Genomic DNA, 21,650 nt, shown 5'->3' with positions numbered 1-21,650 from the left:
CATTAATTTTTAAAACACATATCTGCATCTATGCCTCAACCTATCAGCACCATTATCTTTGACCTGGGAGCAGTATTGATAGACTGGAATCCCCGTCATCTCTACCGTAAAATTTTTTCTTCCGAAGAAGAAATGGAAACCTTCCTGCGCGATGTTTGTACATCCGACTGGAATGAAGTACAAGACGAAGGCAGAAGCCTCGAAGAAGGTACCTCCCTGTTGATAAAAAGTTTTCCGCAACATGAAACCAATATCCGCGCCTACTATGGCAGATGGGAGGAAATGCTCGGTGGCGAAATAGAAGGCACCAAAAACATATTACACCAGCTGAAAGAAAGCGGACAATATAAATTGTACGCGCTCACCAACTGGTCTGACGAAACATTCCCCGTTGCGTGGGCCATCTACCCTTCTCTTCATTGGTTTGACGGCATCGTGGTATCCGGCAAAGAAAAAATGCGTAAGCCCAGCCATGCTTTTTATCAGTTGTTGCTCGACCGTTACCAGGTCCCGGCAGCACAGGCATTATTTATCGATGATAACATACGCAACGTTATTGCTGCGCGTGAGTTTGGCATCGACAGCATTTTATTTGAAAATTCACATCAGTTAAAAAATGAATTAGAAAAAAGATCTATTATCGTTTAATGCACTTTATTAATAACTGAATTTGTTAGCCCTTTTTTCACTTTAAGATTTCATTAACACTCCACTGCTAAACTTCCTGTAACAATCAGCTATCTAAACCGTTCAAGAAGGGAATACAACGGAAAACATGATTGTCAGGAATTCAAACCTGTTTGGCTACATGAACGTTAACCTTGTAGAATCTATTTTTAAATTTAATACGCTCGGACATGAAAAAAACATTGTTTTTATTCAGTGCCGCTGCCGCGGTGGTGGCGATGGTTTCATTCAGCAGTTGTCGGAAAGATCCTTTGAAAGACATGACCAACGAGGAGTCGCGGATCTATATTACCAATCACGATAGTACCGCCAACTTCAAAGCCTATTCAACTTTTAGCATAGTAGACTCGGTAGCGGTGTTGACACTGGCTGGCGACAGCGCTAAAAAAGCGTTGACGGATTACGACAAAAAACTGATTGCATCTGTAACCGCTGCCATGCAGCAAAAAGGTTACACCCTGGTGAGTAAAAATGCGAAACCAGACCTTGGAATTAATCTTACCCGCATCGACAATTCCTACAGCGCCATCTCCTGGAATCCAGGATGGTGGGGTGGATGGGGCTACTGGGATCCCGGCTACTGGGGCTATCCCGGTGGTGGTTGGTACTGGCCTTCTTATTACACGGTATACCGCGTAAATGAGAAACAGGTTGCGATCGATGCCTTCGATCTCAAAAATCCGAAAAACAGCAAATTTGTTGCCGTATGGAATTCCCTCTGGCGCGGTTCAGGTGTATGGAATATCGATAATATCGATTCCATGGTGCAGGCTTCTTTCGCCCAATCACCCTACCTGACAAACAAATAATGCTGATCACGAACTTTTAAACTGACAGGAAGATGAAAAAGATAATAAACTGGATATTGGTTTTTGCAGGCTGCTTTACTGCCCAGGCAGTATCCGCGCAGGTTCGTCCACCTTTATCAGTGGATGTCAATTACTCCATTGCACAACCCCTTGGCTCGTTAAAGGATTATTCCGACAAAACCAGCTTCCGTGGCTGGAGCGCCGGGTTACAATATATGTTGAATAACCAGTGGTCTGTAGGTTTACGCTCCGGTTACCAGGACTTTTACGAAAAGCTGCCGCGTGCAGTGTATCCCGACAAACAAGGGGATGTATCTGCTGTACAAACACGTACATTACAAGTAATTCCGATACAGGCTACGGTGAGCTATGCATTTACTAAACCTGAATCTGCCGTTATCCCATATGCAACGGTTGGCGTGGGTGCAGCCAGTATGAATTATGAAAAGTACTGGGGTGAGTTTGTAGAGAAGAATAATAGCTGGCAATTTTTAGTAAGCCCTGAAATTGGTATCAACGTGCCGTTCGGCAAGGCATCTCCACTGATGTTTAATGCCAATGTACGTTACAATTATGCACCGTACAAATACAACGACATCACCAACTTCAACAGCGTGCAAGGCAATATAGGATTGAAGTTCCATCTGAACTAATATCCGATTTACCAATATACTGTGAGAAATGTGAGCGAGGGTCCCATCCGTTATTACAGCGGATGGGACATTTTTTTAGAACTCCATGTACTGCTTAAAGCCTTTACTGAAAGCCTCTTTGATAGTTCCGTCTTTGTCTTTATAAATATAAATCGCTTCCAGTCCATATTCCGGGTGCCTGTCAATAAAGACCATCCCTTTATCTACTCCCATTAATATTAATGGGTTATCAAATGCATCGGCGGTAAAGCAATCTTTCGCAATTACCGTTACACTGATAATGTTATTGTGTAAAGCAATTCCTGTAAGCGGATGAATAGTATGCGCAAAGCGGGTGCGTCCCTGGTCAAAAAAACGACGGTAATTGCCGCTGGTAGCTATTCCTTTATCGGGCAATCTTACCAGCCCCTGCACAGGCTCGTAGGTGGTATCCCCAGGCGATGGTCTTTCTATCCCCACACTCCATACTTTATGCAGGTGATTGTGGCCGCGGGCACATAACTCCCCTCCTACATCTACCAGGTAATTTTCAATACCCAACGACGCCAGGAAGTGCCCGATTACATCTACCGTATATCCCTGTGCTATACCATTGCAATCTATTTGTACGCCCTTCTTTACCGTATACAGTTCATTTCCTTTTACCCGTAGATAACGGGACCCTATTAACGACAGGGCAGCCTTAATACTGTCTGTTGGCGGAACGCCTTTAAAGCCCGGTTTAGTGACCCCAAATCCCCATAGGTATACCAGAGGCTTCACTGTAATATCAAACAGGCCATTAGTGGCTTTATTCGTTGATAATGCCTTTTCTATCACCGCCTTCATATGCTCATCCATCTGTACCCGACCGGCTTCATTAAACTGATTAATGATAGACCCTGGCTGGTACAAGGATAAAGACTGATCAATAACACGAAAAATGGAATCAATGCGTGGCTGCAGGGAAGCAGTGTCGGCAGATAGATACTTCACAATGTAATAGGTGCCCTGCGCCTTTCCTTCACAGGCCATCAGTTTCCTGGACGATTGCTGCGCCCGTACGGCAGGGGCCCATAACAAGGCGCCTGCCAGTAAAAATAATTTCGTCATGGTATTTAAAGAGAAAGCAGCTACAAGTGCTGCTCTCTGTATCGATTGCTATTTAAATGCGTCTAAACCGGTAACATCCATACCAGTGATCAGTAGATGTATTTCGTGGGTGCCTTCGTAAGTCATTACACTTTCCAGGTTCATCATATGGCGCATCACGGAAAATTCGCCGGTAATACCCATACCGCCCAGGATAGTGCGGGCATTCCGGGCAATATTGGCGGCTATTTCACAGGAATTTCTCTTGGCCATGGAAATTTGCGCAGGCGTAGCTTTACCCTCATTTTTCAATACACCTAAACGCCAGTTGAGCAACTGCGCTTTGGTAATTTCCGTCACCATCTCCGCCAGCTTTTTCTGGGTTAGTTGAAAACCACCTATGGGTCTGCCGAACTGTACCCGCTCTTTTGCATAACGCAGTGCAGTATCATAGCAATCCATAGCAGCGCCTACCGCTCCCCAGGCAATACCATAGCGGGCAGAGGAAAGGCAAGTTAAAGGGCCTTTTAATCCTTTGGCACCCGGTAAAATATTTTCTTTTGGAACACGCACCTGGTCAAACACCAGTTCACCGGTAGCGCTGGCACGTAAACTCCACTTTCCTTTTGTTTCGGGGGTCGAAAATCCTTCCATGCCTCTTTCTACGATCAGCCCGCGGATCACGCCTGCTTCATCCTTGGCCCATACTACGGCAATATCTGCAAAGGGGGCATTGGAAATCCACATCTTAGCGCCGTTCAATATTACATGATCGCCATCTTCACGGAAATTAGTGAGCATACCGGCCGGATTAGAACCGTGGTCCGGCTCTGTTAAGCCGAAACAACCCATCATTTCGCCAGTGGCTAATTTGGGAAGATATTTCCGTTTCTGTGCTTCATTGCCAAAAGTAAAAATTGGGAACATTACCAGCGAACCCTGTACGGATGCGGTAGAACGAATCCCGCTATCACCACGCTCCAGTTCCTGCATCATTAAACCGTAGGAAATATAATCCATTCCACCGCCGCCGTATTCAGCCGGAATGGTAGGACCAAAACATCCCAGTTCCCCCAATCCTTTTAATATCTGCGAAGGAAAAGTGGCGCGTTGACAATAATCTTCAATAATAGGGGATACTTCTTTTTTCACCCATTGCCTTACCGCATCGCGGGCTAACAAATGTTCTTCCTTCAACAACTCATCTACGCCAAAATAATCCGGTGACTGAAACAAATCTTGTTGCATGAACTACAGGTTTAGGATACTCAATGTAAGAAAATAAGTGGAAAGCGGGAATTTCGTACCTTTCCTTCAAAATCGGGAGTTATGGCAAGCAAAGTTCTACCTGCGCTGTTGCTATTGGGATTTTTAGTCATTGTGATGTTGTCATTTCACCCCAGACCATTACAATCAGCAGCGCTGAAAATATTTCCCCCAAAAGTAAATCCTGGCGCTAACTATGATCTAAAACGTTACTGGATGGTTTTCCTGGAAAGGGGCGCCCATCGGACCAATGACACTGCGCTGGCGGCGCAGCTTCAGAAAGGTCATCTTCAAAATATCCGCCAGCTGGCCAATGCCGGGAAGCTGTTGGTGGCAGGTCCTTTCGGCGATGATGGCGCATTAAGGGGCATTTTTATCATGGATTGTAAAGACAGTGCAGAAGTAGTATCGCTGGTAAACCAGGATCCGGCAGTAAAAGCAGGACAACTGAGTTTCAGTATAAGACCCTGGTGGACCGCTAAGAATTGTGTTTTTAAATAAAAAAAATTGGTATTCTGTTATCGTTATATACAACAACCAAATACCAATTTCCTTAAAAAAAAATTATACAGCAGCTACCATTTTATTCAGGTAGCTGGCCATTTCCAGCTGGTATTGCCGGGCTACTTTCCTGGCGTCATCTGCAAAATCTTCTCCATTGCCGGCATAAATAATCGCGCGACTGGCGTTCACCAGCAGGCCACAGTCTTTATTCATGGCTTGCAGGGAAATTTCCTCCAGGCTGCCGCCCTGTGCTCCTACACCTGGCACCAGGAAAAAGTTATCAGGCACCAGTTTACGGATATATCCCAACTGGGAAGCAGACTGCGTTGCACCTACCACAAACATCATGTTATCGGGAGTACCCCATTCCATACAGGTTTTCAGTACTTTCTCAAATAAAAATCCGTCGCCAACGGGCTGCAACTGGAAATCCCGGCTACCTTCATTGGAAGTTAATCCCAGCACAATTGCCCATTTTTCAGAAAACTGTAAAAACGGTTCAACACTGTCTCTTCCCATATAAGGCGCCACGGTCACCGCATCGAACTTGTAAGTTTCAAAAAATGTTTTGGCATACTGGGTGGAAGTATTGCCAATATCTCCACGCTTGGCATCTGCGATGGTAAATATACCCGAAGGGATATATTCTACCGTGCGTTGCAAACTTTCCCAGCCGCGGATGCCCATACTTTCATAAAAGGCGGTATTGATCTTATAAGACACACAAAGATCCTTTGTGGCGTCAATAATCGCCTTATTAAAGGCAAACACCGGATCTGCATGAGAAAGCAGGTGTTTTGGAATCTTTTGTATGTCTGTATCCAATCCTACACAGAGGTAAGATTGCTTTTCCTTAATCAGATTCACCAATTCCTGTCGATTCATAGTCGGTTAATTTGGGGCGCAAAGTTAAGTAAAACTTAAGCATTGACGCTGCTTTAAACATATTATGATTACCTATAATTGAAAAACAACTTTAAATATTCACTGTGGTAGTTGTGGTTTACCGACAATGTTGGACTTTTTTTGAGGCAGATGAATTAAAGATATTTCTTTTTATGGTTATGATCATCAAGCGGAAAGATAAAATATTTTTTAATAGCAGAAAGCGCAAAGCAAAAAGCATAAAGCTATTGCAACGAAGACAAACGCGATATATCACTTAACGCAATTCGCTGATATCTTCTTTACAATAGCTTTATGCTTTTTGCTTTATGCTTTAGGCTAAACTATAATATCCACAATCTTGGTAGGTGCTATGTTGGCATTGCGCATGGCAATACTACGGGCCGCAGCGCCGGCAACATCCAGGAATGCTTTGCGGGTAACTTTTTCATCACCAGCCATAGCAGGTACCCCTTGATCCCCACCTTCGCGGATGCTTTGTACCAGCGGAATCTGGCCAAGGAATGGAATTTCCATTTCATCCGCCAAGTGCTTACCGCCATCTTTACCGAAAATATAATATTTGTTTTCTGGTAGCTCAGCAGGTGTGAAATAGGCCATATTTTCCACTAAACCAATGATAGGCACATTGATTTGTTGTCCCTGGAACATGGCAATACCTTTCTTGGCATCGGCCAGGGCCACATCCTGCGGCGTGGTAACGATCACCGCACCGGTCACAGGCACAGTTTGCACCAGTGTCAGGTGAATATCACCAGTTCCTGGTGGCATATCTATGATCAGGTAATCCAGTTCATCCCAGAATACATCGGTAATAAATTGTTTCAATGCACTGCTGGCCATAGGACCGCGCCAAACAACGGCTTGTCTTTCATCGATCAGCAACCCAATAGACATTACTTTGATGCCGTATTTTTCTATTGGCTGAATCATCCCCTTACCATCTACATTCACCATCATTGGGCGTTCGCCGCGCAAACCAAACATAATAGGTACGGATGGTCCGTAAATATCGGCATCCATCAGTCCTACTTTTGCGCCATCCCTGCCCAAAGCCAGGGCCAGGTTGGCTGCTACGGTGGATTTACCTACCCCCCCTTTACCAGAAGCCACCACGATAATATTTTTCACCTTAGACAAGATTCCCTGTCCCCCGGCTCTTTTGGTGTTTACATTGGCGGTCATGACAACTTCTACCTGCGCCTCCTTGCTCACCAGCATATGAATCGCATTCACACAGGCATTCCGGATCATATCTTTCAACGGACACGCCGGGGTGGTCAACACCACGGTAAATTTCACTTTATTACCGTCAATCTCTATATCTTTTACCATGTTCAGCGTAACCAGATCTTTCCCCAGATCCGGCTCTTCTACGTTGCTCAAGGCCTTTAAAACCTGCTCTTTAGTGATCATAAATTGTTGTTAATTTTGAATCCAGGATGCAAAGTTAACCCAATTGGGTTTTAATTTACAATTTCAATCTGGTGCAGCTGATCAACTGCATATAGACACGTAAATAAATTTTTATATCTTAGGACCGGCATGCATCAGAAAAGATCCTACATACTGTCACTTTTAGTTGTTTTCCTATTGTCTCCTTTCCTGCTGAAAGCGCAGATCGCGGAATTCAGAGACAGCGTTATACAGATTTCAGGTATTACCATGACTGCCGACAGCTTACGTGCCATTCCAGCCGTAAGTATTATGGTAAGAGGCCAGGGCAGAGGTACTATTTCCAACCGGAGCGGTATTTTCTCCATCGTGGTGTTTAAAGGAGATACCCTCTCTTTCAGCGCCGTAGGTTTTAAACATAAAAACTACCGGGTACCACCCGGTATCAAAGGCAATAGCTTCTCCCTGATACAACTACTGGTAGAAGATACTACTTATTTGCCGGTGACCATCATCAAACCTTATCTTTCCAGGGAAGAATTTGAACGGGCTTTCGCCAATATGGACATCCCCGATGATGCCTATGAAGTAGCCCGAAAAAATACCAGCAATGCCCGGTTAAGGGCCATGGCCCGCTTCCTGCCAGTCGATGGCCGGGAAGGCGTGAACCAGTATTTCAACAAACAGGCACAGAATCTCTACTATGCCGGTCAGCCCCCTCCACAAAATATCTTTAACCCGCTTGCCTGGGCCCAGTTTATACAGGCCTGGAAACGTGGCGACTTTAAAAGAAAAGATGAGAGTTACGGAGATTAATACGTAACCCCAATTTTCTTTAAATTAGTGGCTTATTCATTTTTGACAAATCACTACACCATGCAAAAAATTGCGGTCATTGGCGCGGGTACCATGGGAAATGGTATTGCCCACGTATTTGCTCAACACGGCTACGCCGTAAACCTGATAGACGTTGCGGCCCCGGCACTGGAAAAAGCCCTGCAAACGATCACCAAAAACCTCGACAGGCAAGTTGCCAAGGGCACTATCACCCCTGACATCAAAGACCAGACTATCAGCAATATTACCCTGCATACCAATCTCGCCACCGGCGTAAAAGACGTATCGCTGGTAGTAGAGGCAGCAACAGAAAACATTGCCCTGAAGCTGAAAATATTCCAGGACCTAGATCAGCACGCACCTGCCGATGCTATCCTGGCCACCAACACATCTTCTATCTCCATCACCAAAATTGCCGCAGTCACTAAACGGCCGGCCAAAGTAATAGGCATGCACTTCATGAATCCGGTACCAGTAATGAAACTGGTAGAGATCATCAATGGGTATGCTACCGATAAAGCCGTTACCAGCGCTATTGTGACCTTGTCCGAAAAACTGGATAAAGTGCCCTGCGTGGTAAACGACTACCCCGGCTTTATTGCCAACCGCATTCTCATGCCGATGATTAACGAAGCGATCTGCTCCCTCTTTGAAGGAGTAGCCGGTGTTGCAGAAATTGATACGGTGATGAAACTAGGAATGGCACATCCCATGGGGCCCTTACAGCTGGCCGATTTCATAGGACTCGATGTTTGCCTGTCTATTTTGCAGGTATTGCACGATGGTTTTGGCAATCCTAAATATGCGCCTTGCCCGCTGCTGGTAAATATGGTGACCGCAGGCTACCTCGGCGTAAAAAGCGGCGAAGGGTTTTATAAATACACAGCTGGTAGTAAAGACCTAGTGGTAAGTGAACGATTTGCGTAGCATTTCAGACTCATACAACGGGGAGCATCGTCATTCCCGTTGTATGTATATTATTTTTGCTCCAGTATATTATTCAGTTCTTCCATAGTGCGGGAATATTTCTTTTTTTTCGGGTAAAACGACAATTTTTCTATTTTGGGTAGATACAACATGGGACTTAAATCGTTGCCTGCTGTAGCAAAAAAATAAAAATTCCCCATGTTATCTCCAACTGATTTATATTCTTATTCCCCTAAAATCTGCCGTTTCACTATAGTCCACTTTATATTTTTCCATCTACAGATAATTATTTTGTCAATACTGTAGCTACTTACTTTGACATCGGCGTAATCTTTACTACTCCTCCAGTATTAAATATCTTGTCACTAAACCTGGTAATATCGTCAGACCAATAATATTGTAGTAATGACTTATTCAGTGATGAATATCTTTCATCCGCTGATTGCATGCCTTTATGAAATTTCTTATCAAAAAAAGCCTTCAACAGTTTACCATTTTTCCCGGCAGAGGCGCTTTTCGTATTCCAGGAAAAAACAGTATCCGTGATCTTAATTTCATTTGGATACAACTCAGCGTATAGATAGATAAAATCAATTTTATCTGTTGATGCAGGCCTTCTATCCAAACTCAAAATCCTGTCTTTATATACCTGTTCATTCCCAATATAGATCATAAAATCGCGGGTATTAAACATGTCATCAACAATATGAGTAGATATATGAAGTTTTCTTGTTGCATCTTCATAAAAGAAAATGAGATGATTTTCCTCCAAAAATTGATTTATTGATGTCTTCAACGACTCTCTTGTCATTACAACATTTATCTGCATTTCTAGTGATGTTTTTTAGTGTTCTGCTCAGGGTGATTATAGGATCTGAATTCAACTCTATCTCTCACTCCATTTTGGTGTCTTATAGCGTTAAGATCTTGCATAGCCTCAATTTCTCTCGGAATGGCTTTACCTTTCACACCAGATTTTCCGACATTTCCCCAATGTACTTTTCCATCAGCATCTCTCCAAATAATATCTGGCCTTCTACCCGCCCTTCTACCATTTGGTGTCGGGAAGAATCTTTCCCCCTCTCTTCCTCCTCCATTCAATACTCTACCGCCATTCCTTTCCACTTCATCACCCCATTCCCGAATAGTAGTGTTGTGAGGGCCATTTGGATCTGTTTTTGGACCTGGTTTTGAATAAGGCGTACCATCTTTTTTGGTTTTGCTCGCCCATCTCTGACCAGCAAGTCCCCATACATCTACCAAGCTATTTGGATCATCCACATATCCATAAAGCCGCATGCCTCCATTCAACCCAATCGGATCCTGGCTTAAATATCCCCCTGTCTCTGCATCATAATACCGGAACCGGTTGTAACATAACCCTGTTTCCCCATCTGCATATTGCCCCTGATAAAGATAATTACAAAATGCTTTATCCCCATGTAGATGTCTTACTTTTCCATAACAATCCAATTCACGTTCCCATACTTTATTCCCGGAGCTATCATACGCATGTGTAGGGGTGCCAAGATGGTCCGCAATAATACTATAGGTTTGATCATCCTGCAATTTGGCGCAGGGAATAAATGAATCTTCCTCAAAAACCCAGGTGATCAGATTTTCTACAGATTCTTCTCCTTGCTGTAATTCACCATCTGTCACAGCTTTCAGATGTGGTGGATAATCACCGCTGTACTGCCATTCATGCAAGGGCACATTACCATTCCACAACCAGCGGGTCACTTGTTCTTTGCGCTTATTGACTTTCGCAATGCGCCGGCCCAGCGGATCATAGCTGAATATAATTTCATTGCCGACAGGCGTAATGACCTGATGCAATAATCCATTTGCCTTCCAATCGTATATCCACCCTGTGTGACTGCCTCTGGCAGCTATTTTCAGCGCCTTGGTATAACGTTGTTTATTCTCAGCATTAGCATGTGTATTATGTTTAAATTCTTTAAATATCAGGTTACCTTCCTCATCATAGTGATAATAATAATCCGGGCATTCCAGTAAGCGTCCCCCTTTACCATAGACACGATCTTTCCGCGCCGGGGTATTGAAAAGATTACCTAATTTATCAGGTACCCTGTAAATGGTGGTAGCCGCACTTCCATCTGCCGTATAGGTAGCACTAGCCAGGTTATCAAATTCGTCATAATCAAACTGCGTTTGGGTACCACTCAACTCATTGATCATCCGGCGCAATTGGCTGCTACGTCCCCATTCATATCGGGTGCGGCGTTGCTCTACTTTATGTACGCCTATAGATTGCCTAATTATTCTGCCTTTTTTATCCCGCTGCGTTTGTACATTAACGCCGCCGGAAAGCATTCTTCCCAGCTCCAGTCCCATGTTATTACGCTCCCATTGAGCTTCCCAGTCACCAGAAGCGCCATTGGCAGCCTTCATTTTCTCTACAAACCCTGCTGCGCTGTATTCCATCTTAACCGACGCCCCGAGACTACTACCTATCAGGCAATTTTCACCGTTCTCATCATATTCCAGGCTAACCGTATGCGCTCCCTGTATTTCCTTTATTACGCGGCCTGCGGAGTCATACTGAATCGTAATTTCGCCTTCTTCATTGAAGGCGCCTGTCAGCATCCCATCTTTATCATAACCATAGGCTGCAACATATCCATCATGATATTCTTCTCTCACTACGTTACCAACGCCATCATAATCATACTGCGTCCAACGATTCCCTGGGCGTAATACTTTTTTTACACGTCCTGCACCATCACGCTCATACTTTCTGTGGATACCATCAAAACCCCATTCCTGGATGATGTTACCGTTCGCATCGGGTTCAAACCGATATAACTCTCCTCCTTCATTAACGATGGTGCGTAACTGCTGTTCTGTATCGTAGTTGAAACGTACCTGCACCCCATGTTGCTTCCTTCCAGTCAAAATCCCCAGCGGACCATAAGTAAAATCTACTTCCCGACGCCCATCTCTGGCGGATATAATATTATCGGCGGCATCATAAGCGAATATATTAACGGTGCTATCCGCTTCCTCCATGCGGATCATATTTCCGGCAGCATCATACGTATATGCATACCAGTAACCTGTTGCAGTAGTTTCTTTTGTCAGTTGGCCCAGTTCATCATATTCCCAATACTGCTTTGCCCCACCAGGCATCTGCATATGGATCAGATTATACTGCTCATCATAGGTCATCTCGAAAGTCCGCCCGCTACTATGAACAAGCCGCGTAAGACAAGGTCCGTTGTAATAATATCGTAAGCTATTCCCATTGGCATAGGTCTTTTTATCCAATAGGCCCTGTTCATTATACCTCCACCTGATCCTTCTTCCACCGGCACTATGAACCATCGTGAGGCGTTGCTCTTCATCATAAGCATAGCTAATCGCCTCTCCATTACCGTTAATCTCCTTTATGGCACAACCATAATCATCATAAATAGTTTTTGTCGTATTACCTGCAGCATCCACCACCACTTCTAGCTCCTCATAGCTATTATACTCCTGCAACGTAACACCACCATTGCCATCAATAATTTTATAAATGAGATGCCGTTCATCATAAAAATATTCCGTAGTATAGCCAAGACTATTGGTAACACTGGTTTTTCCGTCTTCATATCTTGCATGATACTCCAGCACACCACCGTCTCCCCAAGTATGAATACAACGTGCATCATCTCCCTTACCTTCATATTCCCAGTAAAAGCTGCCACCACTTTGGTTGGTCAGTTTTACCAACAGATGCTCCTGATAGAAAAAATACTTACTGACATCCAGTGCATTGGTAGTGCTACACAGGTTTCCATCTTCATCATAACTGTAACGCACCAACGGAATAGTACTGGCGCCATTCCGGGTATGAATCTTTTCGATGCGCCCCTTATCATCATTGGTAATGACAAGTAAACGGTTGCCGCTATCAATGATTTTTTCCAGATGGCCGTTACCGTTATACTGGAACCGGATACGGAAACCAGCGGCATCACTGATTTCAGACAACATACAACTCCCGTCTGGCGCAGGTCTGGCAGCAAAACGATAAAGGCGTCCGCCTCCATCTTTCAAATAATAGCCACTATTATCCCGTTGCCACCATAGATGTTCTATTCTGTTATAATACGTGCCACCATTGGCCAATGCCGGCATAACCGTTTCCCGCCCATCCGATAAACGAATGCTGAAATATCCGTTGTTCAGATCATATAAGCTCATGTTATAGGGGTGATGCCAATTATAACCCAATGGCCCGGGTACAGCCGCATCACTGTAGTAAGTACGTTCCCATACCAACGGAATCGGGCCAGGCAATTCGAAATCCACATTGGAAGAAAATACTCTTCCGGTCACTGCATCCACCGGCTCACCAAAACCTTTACACTTGATATGCTGCAGGATCTCTGCCAGCTTGGGAAAGCGGCTTTTTATTTTATCAATCACTTTCTGCAATACCGCGCCTGCGGCCTTCGACAGCCCTTTCATGCCTAGCTTAAACATCAGCTGAAACAGATCTATCGTAGGAGGACCACCTACCAGCACCGGTTTGCCGGCGGACGTCATGATCAATAATACAGAAGTAGGCGCCATCAGCGCCATTGCCGTGCTCTTTTTATTCAACCGGGGAGGCGATGGCAATCCCACTAGATTACATGACAGGGCCGGATGAAACTGTGTAGAGAAAGGGCCACCATCAGCCAATACGGTGGAACTGCCCATCCACATTTCAGAGGCTGCCTTGGGCTTTATAATAGGAAACGGCAGATGCGCAATGAACGCAGGCAAATGAAAAATGGTCGTACCCGCATTAGCGATCCATTGGTTATGCACTTTTACAGAAGGACTTAACGCATGTATCAACATCTGCGCAGTAGCTGCCAGGGAGAAGGGTTGCGGCGGCGGCTCTTTTCCATCTTCAGGTTCCGGTGGCTCTGGTGGCCGTGGTACCACACTGGCAATTGCGCTCATAATAGCGCCCATAATATCAAAAATCATCCCTATATGAGGAACCGGCAGCAAAGGTGAAGGAGGAAAAACGGAGTCATGAAAATCTATACCGATACCCAGGTCGAAATATTTGGCCGCAGGCATTCCCGGAAAGGAAGGCAATACGCTCGCCATCCCTTTCTGAATATGATCCAGCGAATTTTTCTTTTCTGCGAATAAAGCACCAAAGCCTTTATTTTCTCCAGCCATGATATGGTTTATTTTAATCTCTGTTAAGAGATCAGTATGTTAGTTAAATTCAAACAATGTGGCTTTACGCCTTACCATAGCGTTGTCCAGGCCTTCTGTCTGCAACAGTGCCGCCCAGTCGTCTCCCAGTAATTCGTGTAATTGATCTTGCAATATTTTCCCGTCTTCCTGTCCTCTTATTTTTTCGCAGAGCTGTACAGACATCGCGGCAGCATGCAGAAAAGTAGATTGTCGTCTTACTTCCAGTTCCAGGTAGCTACCGCCGGTGAGCGCCAACAGCAGATGTTCAAAAGCCAGATTCAGCTGCCCCAGTTCATAATACAGATGCCCGCAAAGCCGGTTGCCTTCCAGGATCATAAACGCATCACCTCTGTTGGCGCCTTCATAGGCCAGTGCTTCATATAATGCGATGGCTTGTTTACGCTTCCTTTTGCCTACGAGGATTGCTGCTTTGATCATCACACAAGATTTCCAGGTAGGATAGCCGGCGGGATCCTCCGCATCCATAAGTTGCCTGGACTGTGTGATCGCTTTATCAGCATAGCTGCTACTCTTATTTTGTTCCCGGATCATAAAGTAAGCCTGCGCCGCAATCATATAGCCAGATACCATATAACTGACGCCACCCATTTTTTTACAGAGAGAAAGCAAGATCGTTACTTCATAATCCATCACGCCGGCATCTGCCTGGGTGGTGCAGTCCAGCACTTTACGGATCTGTGCACGAAAACGCGCGTCAACACTGACATTATCAGAATTGCCGCCCCCTTTGTCCATCTCATTTTTCACGGCGCCCACCATATTCAGTGAGGGCTGTAAAATGAGTACCTGTTCCGCTGGTATTTTTCGGGCGATGGCAATAACAGGATTGGTAATCACGTCAATCGTCACCAGGCGGATACCATCCGGTAACCCTTTTTTCAGTACGGAGGCTAACCATTCGCCACCATGTGCCTGATCAGGCCTTAATGGTGGAAAATAAATGCAACAGCCTACGTCTTCCAAACCAATGATAAGCGATTTAAACCGTAATAGTTCTGTCCAGATACTTTGTACGCAGGGAGGGAGACTAAGATCCGGCTGATAATCTTCTTTTAACAAACGATCTTTTTTCAGTGCACCATAAATATCGTATTCCTCTCGCGGTATGGGTTTAAACCAATCCAGGTATTCCTGCCACAGTGCTTGTTCATATGCTTCATGATCCTCGCTGTAAGGGGTATCAAAACGAAAAAATATCTCTTTAAAAATACCAATGGCAGTACGTTCTGTTTCCAGGAATTTATCAATAATATCCACATCTGCATACTGTACTAGCCACAGTGCCAGTTTCCATTGTTTATTCTGATCAGCAGCAGCCCATGTTTCCCTTACTTTATAGAACTCCTGCCCAATAGATGGTGAGGTTGTCATATATCAATTTTAAGGGATCAGGAATTAATTTTAACGAGTCCGCCGGAAACCATTATATCAGCAGGGCTATTCACGGAGAGATCTTTTTTACCGGTCATCGTTACAGAATCTCCCATCACATGAGCGGTAGTACTACCCTGTGCGAGAAATTCTTTTGTCAGCATGGAAAGTGAGCTATCTGCTTTGACCAGTGTATCTTTTCCTTTTACCACCGCTGATTCCGTACCTTCCACATGCAGATCTTTTGTTGCGATGATGCTACCGGTTTTTGATGCTGTCATGCTAAAAGTCTCAGAGCTAATTTCAATTTCTTTGGAAGAAATGGAGATTTTTGTTTTTGAAGAGATGGAAATATGTTCCTTTCCATCCATAAATACTTTATTACCACTGGGATCTTCAATGGTGACGCTGCCTTGGGCATCATTCAGCAAAATAGAAATGCCGCTGCGGGTACGGATGGCTTTCATATCATTGGCGGCCGTACCAAAGCCGGACTTACCCTCGCCATTATACGTAGTCCCTAATACATAAGGCAGTTCGGGGTTTCCACCTTCAAAATCCACCACAATTTCCTCTCCTTTTTCAGGGATCATATACATGCCTTTACTACCGCCACCGTGGGGAGAAAGTACTCTCATCCAGGGCGTAGTACCTTGTTGCTGCCATTTAAAACGTGCTTTCACACGACCGAGATCTTTCGGATCGTGATTATCCACTACAACGGCGCTCTGGGCCTCACAGCTGGGAATATTTTCCAGGTTTACCGGCGGTGCTGCTGCATCCGCCGGGATCCCTTCAAACTCATTATAATAATCGCCATTACCAGTTACATGATGGGTCAAGCCCCAGATCATGAACTTGCCATGGTCATCTTTTGCATATACATTTTCTTTGATAGAAATATGATCTCCCACCCGCAAAGCCGTATGCCGGCTGCTTCCCTTCAACTGTACCATAGATGCCATCCGCCCCTTCTTCTGGCGGGTCACCAGCGTATCCAGTTCTGCTTTAGCGTTGCTGGTAAAAGCATGATTCATTTTATACAAGGAAGTATTGCTGTAAAGCTTCTCGCTTACTCCCTGCACATGTTGGGTATAATCATCTACCTTGCCCGATGGTTGCGCCAATGTGGTATTATCTACTACTTTATTACTGCGGTAATCATAACCATTCAAGTGTTGATTATTAGGCGCTACCTTCATTTCCAAGTCAAAGCTCATCAGATCTACCAGGTGTACCAACGAAATATCCCTGGGCTGATATTTACCAAACACAACCTGTTGCCCATTATAAAAAAACCATTCTCCAAAACGTTCTGACATCCGTTGCAGAAAATCAAAAGAGGTTTCTTTATACTGCACAATATACTTCAGCGAAGCGCTGGTATTCGGCTCTACCAATGGTCGTGAAATATAAGGCCCGCAAGCTTTTAGCGCGGTATGGACAATGGAACTGAGATCCTGGTTCTCAAATGACTGTATATGCAAATCATTATTCAATAACATAGTGGGACTATATCCACGGATAACGCAAAAACCATGCGTGCCATCGCTTTCCTTACCGGAGCTCACCGACATGACAATGCCGTTAAACACCAGCGGTTCATAATGCTGCAACGGCTCGTAAGGCTGGATGGTAATACTTACTTCTTTTCCCAGGAACGCCTTGGTAGCGGATACAATACCGGGACCGAGCTCCTGTAACCAATCGTATCCTATTTTCAATTCGAAATGATGATGCCCCTGTAACGGTTGTTCCAGGCGGAGCGAATGGAATTGCTTAAACTGTTTGTCAGCGATAGATACGGTGGTAATGGTATGTAACATATACAAAGGGGGCTTTTAATAAAAATACGGTTTCATGCCTTAAAATCGGGTAGAAGCGCATTGCATTTGCGGCAATTGCTTCTTTAGAACAACGTCAATAAAACGGGCTATTTAGTGACCAGTTAACAAAACTAAATTTAAGGAAATTATATTAAGGCAATATCAATTTTACATGAATGCAGAAAAAAACTTAATTCCCTTCCAGGGCTGGATGATCCTGCGAGGTACGGATTCCTATCTTCCTGTTGCAACATGGATATGTAAACAGGATCATCCATATCGGTTTATCCTTTCACTTTCTTCACGACCAATCCATATATATCGTTCAGTCGTAGCAGGCACAGCTCTTCCGTTGATTTAGGCACACCTATTTCCATTTCGCAAAATAATTGCAGTTCCTGGGAAATTACCGTGCAGTTATGTTGTTTTACTACCATCATTACATCATTCATGATAGTATAGTCGAAGCTGAGATGATACCTTGCTTCAATATTTTTCTGGATAACGGGAATCAATTGTAAAACGAGCGCAGCGCTCATCTTATAGGCATTAATTAAACCGGGCACACCCAGCAGGCTGCCACCAAAATATCGCACCACTACGATCAGCACATCGGTAATCTGTTTGCTGTCGATCTGTCCGAGGATAGGCTTTCCAGCCGATCCTGACGGTTCGCCATCATCGGCGGCTCTAAATTGCAACCCTTCGGTGCCCAGGCGATAGGCATAACAGTGGTGGGTGGCTTTGGGATGTTCTTTTTTCACTTCCGCCAGGCATTCTTTCACAGCTTCCGTTGTTTTAACAGGGAAGGCATATGCCAGAAATTTGCTGCCCCTGTCTTTGAATTCTGCTACTGCTGTTTTATCTATTGTAAAATAAACCTCCATCAATAAAATTTAATACTTCTAAAACCTACACATAACGATAAAAATCAATACGATCGCCAGCCAGGAGCAGGGTCTGTTGCCGCATCCCGCGGGTAAGCACCGGCGCTGCCAATCCCTGCGGCAGGCTATGTGCGCCGGTAATAATACGGGCTTCATCCCATAAACCGGCGTCGATAAACTGTTGCAGGATATAGGGCCCGCCCTCCACCAGGATGCTTTGCAGCTGCCGCTGGTGCAACTGTTGCAGCAGCTGGGGCAGCAGCGATTCCCGGAAATCCACCTGCATGGTTTCCGTAAGGCCATGCGTATCGGCCGCAGCGGCAGTAACAAAAATCGTCGGAATACTGCCATCCCAGAGGTGATGGGTGCGAGGTATTTTCAGCTCCCGGTCAATTACCAGCCGTACCGGGTCTTTGCCGGTCCACAGCCGGTTATTCAACCGGGGATTGTCTATCATCGCAGTCCGGGTACCTACCAGTATCCCCATTTCTTCGCTGCGCCATTTATGCACCAGGCGATTGCTATATTGATTGGATATCTTCACTGGTGCGCCATCGGCGCCCGCTACCAAGCCATTGCTGGTTTGTGCCCATTTCAGGACGATATAGGGGCGTTGCTGCTCATGGAAAGTGAAAAAACGCCGGTTTATAGCACGGCAGGCCTTTTCCAGTACCCCTGTTTTTACGGTAACGCCTGCTTTTTTCAATTTGTCAATACCTTTCCCTGCAACAGCCGAAAAGGTGTCTACACAACCGATTACTACGGATGGAATGCCCTGCGATACAATCAGGTCGGCGCAGGGAGGCGTTTTACCATGATGGGCACAGGGTTCCAGGCTCACATACATGGTAGCCCGCGGAATCAGTGTCCGGTCAACTTCTGCAACGCTGTGCACACAATTCACTTCCGCATGCGCCTGTCCATACTGTTGATGGTATCCTTCACCAATGATGCGACCCTGGTGCACCAGCACCGCGCCTACCATCGGGTTAGGGGCTACCCTACCCGCTCCCATAGCGGCCAGTTCCAGGCACCGCTGCATAAAAAATTCATCTAATGTGCTATCCATAATCCCAGGGTGATATAATAACTTTGCAAAAGTATCGTTTTTAGCCAATGGAAAATGCGCCGCTTCCCGGGTTTGCGTTTTTCCGGGCGTATTCCTTAAACTATTCATATTGACTATACAAACTGCCTTTACCTATATCACAGGTGCCATCAGTGAATTATACGACGAGCGGGAAGCCGCCAGTATAGCGCATATCATCATGGAGTATCTAACGGGTATGAGCAAACTGGATCGTATTGTTCACAAAACAAAAATGCTCTCCCCCGATCAGAACCAACGTCTGAAAACGGCGATAGAAGCCTTGCAACGGCAGGAACCCGTACAATACATTACCGGCACCGGCTGGTTTTATGGCATGGAGCTCCTGGTCAATAAAAACGTGCTGATTCCCCGGCCGGAAACGGAAGAACTGGTAGAGTGGATAGTACAGGATACCGCACACCGGCACCGGCTTCATTTGCTGGATGTAGGCACAGGCAGCGGTTGTATTCCCCTGGCCCTGAAAAAATCATTACCCGATGCACAGGTATCTGCGGTGGATGTGAGCGAAGGTGCCCTGGAAGTGGCTCGCAGCAATGCTTCCCGTCTCCGGCTGGAGGTAAATTTCTTATTGATGGATGCACTGGATCCCGCACAGGTAAGCACCTTGCCGTCGTTCGACCTGATTGTGAGCAATCCCCCCTATATTACCCAAAGTGAGCAACAGTCCATGCAGGAGCAGGTTTGGGGCTATGAGCCCTCTCTCGCGCTCTTTGTTCCCGACAACGATGCGCTCTTGTTTTACCGCCATATTTCCATGATGGCCAAACAAAAGCTACTTCCCGGTGGTGCGCTCTACTTCGAAATCAACGAAGCACTGGGCAAAGAAGTGGTGGCATTAATGGAGGAACTGGGATTTAAAGAGGTAACGCTGAAACAGGACATGTTTGGGAAAGACCGCATGGTAAAGGGGAAGCTGAAAGCATAAAGCGAAAAGCATAAAGCTATTGTGGAGAATGACCAAAGCGATTTTACAATATTCGCTAAGATCATTCTCCACAATAGCTTTATGCTTTTCGCTTTATGCTTTCAGCCTCTATTTGTGTGCTGTTGCCAACACTACCTTGGCGCCCATTTCCCGGGCCACTTCCATCACATTCACTACATCTTCTACCGGTACTGATTTCTCTGCGTTGATCACAATAGTAGGCTCTATTTTTTCATTGACTATAGAAGGCGCCAATGCCTGTTTAAGGTGATCAAACGGTACTTTGTTGGTACCCACAAAAAATTCACGTTTGTCGTTGATGCTCACCACTACGGTTTGTTTGGCCTTGGTATTGCTCTTCGCCTTGGGCAACAGCAGCTTGATAACATTCGGATTGGCCAGTGTGGAAACAATCAGGAAAAACAACAACAGAATGAACAGGATATCGTTCAGTGCAGAGTTGTGCATTTCCACATGCCGCTTATTTCGCCTTCGTAAATTCATGAGTGGTTGTTTTAGCGGGTTGGTTCCTGCAAAATATCGATGAATTCAGCAGAAGCTCCCTCCATCTTGTTTACGACCTTGTCTATCTGCGCATTCAGGTAGCTGTAACCGATAAACGCCACTATACCGATAATCAGACCAGATGCAGAAGTGATCATCTTTACATAAATACCACCGGCAATAGTACCCAGGGTGATATCAGAGGTAATAGAAATGTTGAAGAAAGTTTGGATCATACCGGCAATGGTACCCAGGAATCCGAACATAGGCGCAATCCCGGCAATAATAGACAGGATAACCAGGTTTTTCTCCATGCCGTAAATTTCCAGTTTACCCACATTCTCCATAGATTTCTCAATATTCTCGATCGGCTTACCAATACGCTGAATCCCTTTCTCAATCATCCTGGCAATAGGCCCTGCGGTGTTTTTAGCCAGGGATCTGGCAGATTGCATATTACCGGAGGTAATCTGATCGCGGATCATCGGCATAAAGTTATCAGGCAGCTTACCGGCTTTACTGATGGTAATAGCCCTTTCCACAAATACATATACCGCCACCAGGGAAAGTATCCCCAATGGAATCATCAGCACACCACCCTTCATCAGCATATCTATCAGGTGTATTTGCGGTGTAGCAGCGGGAGCAGCGCCAATGCCCTGGGCCACGGTATCTGCTTTGGGTTGTAATAAAGAATCCTGTAATAATGTAATTAAACCTAACAACATGAACTATATTT

At 45.2% G+C, this 21,650-nt stretch carries 19 protein-coding genes; 7 read left to right on the top strand and 12 right to left on the bottom strand.

Going from position 1 to position 21,650, the window contains the following annotated elements; translation table 11 throughout:
* Positions 1-30 precede the first annotated feature (30 nt).
* The 3 genes from HGH90_RS24805 (at position 31) to HGH90_RS24795 (ending at position 2,149) form a co-directional block, all read left to right on the top strand.
* Positions 31-648, top strand: a complete 618-nt coding sequence (locus HGH90_RS24805; RefSeq protein ID WP_169192099.1) for an HAD family hydrolase — start codon at positions 31-33, stop codon at positions 646-648.
* A 209-nt stretch (positions 649-857) separates the two neighbouring features.
* Complete coding sequence (locus HGH90_RS24800; RefSeq protein ID WP_168766406.1) at positions 858-1,496, top strand: DUF4136 domain-containing protein; 639 nt, start codon at positions 858-860, stop codon at positions 1,494-1,496.
* Between the two features lie 32 nt (positions 1,497-1,528).
* Positions 1,529-2,149, top strand: coding sequence for an outer membrane beta-barrel protein (locus HGH90_RS24795; protein ID WP_145671802.1), 621 nt, complete (start codon positions 1,529-1,531; stop codon positions 2,147-2,149).
* A gap of 75 nt (positions 2,150-2,224) precedes the next feature.
* On the opposite strand, the gene HGH90_RS24790 is transcribed toward HGH90_RS24795, so the two are convergent.
* The gene (locus HGH90_RS24790) at positions 2,225-3,241 is read right to left on the bottom strand and encodes an FAD:protein FMN transferase (protein ID WP_168766405.1); all 1,017 of its coding nucleotides are present in this window, start codon (positions 3,239-3,241) and stop codon (positions 2,225-2,227) included.
* Between the two features lie 48 nt (positions 3,242-3,289).
* Positions 3,290-4,468 (bottom strand): acyl-CoA dehydrogenase family protein, encoded by a 1,179-nt coding sequence (locus HGH90_RS24785; protein ID WP_168766404.1) that lies wholly within the window; start codon positions 4,466-4,468, stop codon positions 3,290-3,292.
* An 81-nt stretch (positions 4,469-4,549) separates the two neighbouring features.
* On the opposite strand from HGH90_RS24785, the gene HGH90_RS24780 reads away from it, so the two are divergent.
* Positions 4,550-4,987 (top strand): YciI family protein, encoded by a 438-nt coding sequence (locus tag HGH90_RS24780; RefSeq protein ID WP_169192098.1) that lies wholly within the window; start codon positions 4,550-4,552, stop codon positions 4,985-4,987.
* A gap of 63 nt (positions 4,988-5,050) precedes the next feature.
* On the opposite strand, the gene pyrF is transcribed toward HGH90_RS24780, so the two are convergent.
* On the bottom strand, positions 5,051-5,875 hold the full coding sequence (gene pyrF / locus HGH90_RS24775) for an orotidine-5'-phosphate decarboxylase (RefSeq protein WP_168766402.1): 825 nt from the start codon (positions 5,873-5,875) through the stop codon (positions 5,051-5,053).
* Positions 5,876-6,214: 339 nt separating this feature from the next.
* Positions 6,215-7,312: an Mrp/NBP35 family ATP-binding protein gene (locus HGH90_RS24770; protein WP_168766401.1), complete on the bottom strand. Its 1,098-nt coding sequence runs from the start codon at positions 7,310-7,312 to the stop codon at positions 6,215-6,217.
* A 129-nt stretch (positions 7,313-7,441) separates the two neighbouring features.
* Between HGH90_RS24770 and HGH90_RS24765 the strand changes: the two genes are divergently transcribed.
* Positions 7,442-8,107, top strand: a complete 666-nt coding sequence (locus tag HGH90_RS24765) for a carboxypeptidase-like regulatory domain-containing protein (protein ID WP_168766400.1) — start codon at positions 7,442-7,444, stop codon at positions 8,105-8,107.
* Positions 8,108-8,167: 60 nt separating this feature from the next.
* A complete protein-coding gene (locus HGH90_RS24760) occupies positions 8,168-9,055 on the top strand; it encodes a 3-hydroxyacyl-CoA dehydrogenase family protein (protein WP_169192097.1) in 888 nt (295 codons plus the stop codon).
* A 310-nt stretch (positions 9,056-9,365) separates the two neighbouring features.
* On the opposite strand, the gene HGH90_RS24755 is transcribed toward HGH90_RS24760, so the two are convergent.
* The 6 genes from HGH90_RS24755 to ribD all read right to left on the bottom strand — a co-directional run bounded on the left by HGH90_RS24755 (position 9,366) and on the right by ribD (position 19,440).
* A complete protein-coding gene (locus HGH90_RS24755) occupies positions 9,366-9,884 on the bottom strand; it encodes a hypothetical protein (RefSeq protein ID WP_169192096.1) in 519 nt (172 codons plus the stop codon).
* 2 nt (positions 9,885-9,886) lie between these two features.
* Positions 9,887-14,245 carry a DUF6531 domain-containing protein gene (locus tag HGH90_RS24750; RefSeq protein WP_169192095.1) on the bottom strand — a complete coding sequence of 1,453 codons (4,359 nt, stop codon included), beginning with the start codon at positions 14,243-14,245 and terminating at the stop codon, positions 9,887-9,889.
* Between the two features lie 39 nt (positions 14,246-14,284).
* The gene (locus HGH90_RS24745; RefSeq protein WP_168766396.1) at positions 14,285-15,658 is read right to left on the bottom strand and encodes a hypothetical protein; all 1,374 of its coding nucleotides are present in this window, start codon (positions 15,656-15,658) and stop codon (positions 14,285-14,287) included.
* Positions 15,659-15,675: 17 nt separating this feature from the next.
* On the bottom strand, positions 15,676-17,484 hold the full coding sequence (locus HGH90_RS24740) for a type VI secretion system Vgr family protein (protein ID WP_169192094.1): 1,809 nt from the start codon (positions 17,482-17,484) through the stop codon (positions 15,676-15,678).
* A 284-nt stretch (positions 17,485-17,768) separates the two neighbouring features.
* Complete coding sequence (locus HGH90_RS24735; RefSeq protein ID WP_168766394.1) at positions 17,769-18,371, bottom strand: IMPACT family protein; 603 nt, start codon at positions 18,369-18,371, stop codon at positions 17,769-17,771.
* 25 nt (positions 18,372-18,396) lie between these two features.
* Positions 18,397-19,440, bottom strand: coding sequence for a bifunctional diaminohydroxyphosphoribosylaminopyrimidine deaminase/5-amino-6-(5-phosphoribosylamino)uracil reductase RibD (ribD, locus tag HGH90_RS24730; RefSeq protein WP_168766393.1), 1,044 nt, complete (start codon positions 19,438-19,440; stop codon positions 18,397-18,399).
* Between the two features lie 109 nt (positions 19,441-19,549).
* Between ribD and prmC the strand changes: the two genes are divergently transcribed.
* On the top strand, positions 19,550-20,407 hold the full coding sequence (gene prmC, locus HGH90_RS24725) for a peptide chain release factor N(5)-glutamine methyltransferase (protein WP_168766392.1): 858 nt from the start codon (positions 19,550-19,552) through the stop codon (positions 20,405-20,407).
* Positions 20,408-20,515: 108 nt separating this feature from the next.
* Here prmC and HGH90_RS24720 read toward each other — a convergent pair whose 3' ends face one another.
* Together HGH90_RS24720 and HGH90_RS24715 are read right to left on the bottom strand one after the other, a co-directional pair.
* Positions 20,516-20,911, bottom strand: coding sequence for an ExbD/TolR family protein (locus HGH90_RS24720; protein ID WP_169192093.1), 396 nt, complete (start codon positions 20,909-20,911; stop codon positions 20,516-20,518).
* A gap of 11 nt (positions 20,912-20,922) precedes the next feature.
* The gene (locus tag HGH90_RS24715; protein WP_168766391.1) at positions 20,923-21,639 is read right to left on the bottom strand and encodes a MotA/TolQ/ExbB proton channel family protein; all 717 of its coding nucleotides are present in this window, start codon (positions 21,637-21,639) and stop codon (positions 20,923-20,925) included.
* Positions 21,640-21,650 lie beyond the last annotated feature (11 nt).

The organism is Chitinophaga sp. Ak27, assembly GCF_012726295.1.
Lineage (GTDB): Bacteria > Bacteroidota > Bacteroidia > Chitinophagales > Chitinophagaceae > Chitinophaga.
This window is presented reverse-complemented; position numbering and strand designations above follow the sequence as displayed.

Bases quoted from the DNA above. Each gene is read 5' to 3' on its own strand.
- HGH90_RS24780 (WP_169192098.1), top strand. From the start codon at position 4,550: ATGGCAAGCAAAGTTCTACCTGCGCTGTTGCTATTGGGATTTTTAGTC.
- HGH90_RS24715 (WP_168766391.1), bottom strand. From the start codon at position 21,639: ATGTTGTTAGGTTTAATTACATTATTACAGGATTCTTTATTACAACCC.
- ribD (WP_168766393.1), bottom strand. From the start codon at position 19,440: ATGGATAGCACATTAGATGAATTTTTTATGCAGCGGTGCCTGGAACTG.
- HGH90_RS24755 (WP_169192096.1), bottom strand. From the start codon at position 9,884: ATGCAGATAAATGTTGTAATGACAAGAGAGTCGTTGAAGACATCAATA.
- HGH90_RS24770 (WP_168766401.1), bottom strand. From the start codon at position 7,312: ATGATCACTAAAGAGCAGGTTTTAAAGGCCTTGAGCAACGTAGAAGAG.
- HGH90_RS24805 (WP_169192099.1), top strand. From the start codon at position 31: ATGCCTCAACCTATCAGCACCATTATCTTTGACCTGGGAGCAGTATTG.
- HGH90_RS24800 (WP_168766406.1), top strand. From the start codon at position 858: ATGAAAAAAACATTGTTTTTATTCAGTGCCGCTGCCGCGGTGGTGGCG.
- HGH90_RS24720 (WP_169192093.1), bottom strand. From the start codon at position 20,911: ATGAATTTACGAAGGCGAAATAAGCGGCATGTGGAAATGCACAACTCT.
- HGH90_RS24790 (WP_168766405.1), bottom strand. From the start codon at position 3,241: ATGACGAAATTATTTTTACTGGCAGGCGCCTTGTTATGGGCCCCTGCC.
- HGH90_RS24785 (WP_168766404.1), bottom strand. From the start codon at position 4,468: ATGCAACAAGATTTGTTTCAGTCACCGGATTATTTTGGCGTAGATGAG.
- HGH90_RS24795 (WP_145671802.1), top strand. From the start codon at position 1,529: ATGAAAAAGATAATAAACTGGATATTGGTTTTTGCAGGCTGCTTTACT.
- HGH90_RS24740 (WP_169192094.1), bottom strand. From the start codon at position 17,484: ATGTTACATACCATTACCACCGTATCTATCGCTGACAAACAGTTTAAG.
- HGH90_RS24765 (WP_168766400.1), top strand. From the start codon at position 7,442: ATGCATCAGAAAAGATCCTACATACTGTCACTTTTAGTTGTTTTCCTA.
- HGH90_RS24760 (WP_169192097.1), top strand. From the start codon at position 8,168: ATGCAAAAAATTGCGGTCATTGGCGCGGGTACCATGGGAAATGGTATT.
- HGH90_RS24745 (WP_168766396.1), bottom strand. From the start codon at position 15,658: ATGACAACCTCACCATCTATTGGGCAGGAGTTCTATAAAGTAAGGGAA.
- HGH90_RS24750 (WP_169192095.1), bottom strand. From the start codon at position 14,245: ATGGCTGGAGAAAATAAAGGCTTTGGTGCTTTATTCGCAGAAAAGAAA.
- pyrF (WP_168766402.1), bottom strand. From the start codon at position 5,875: ATGAATCGACAGGAATTGGTGAATCTGATTAAGGAAAAGCAATCTTAC.
- HGH90_RS24735 (WP_168766394.1), bottom strand. From the start codon at position 18,371: ATGGAGGTTTATTTTACAATAGATAAAACAGCAGTAGCAGAATTCAAA.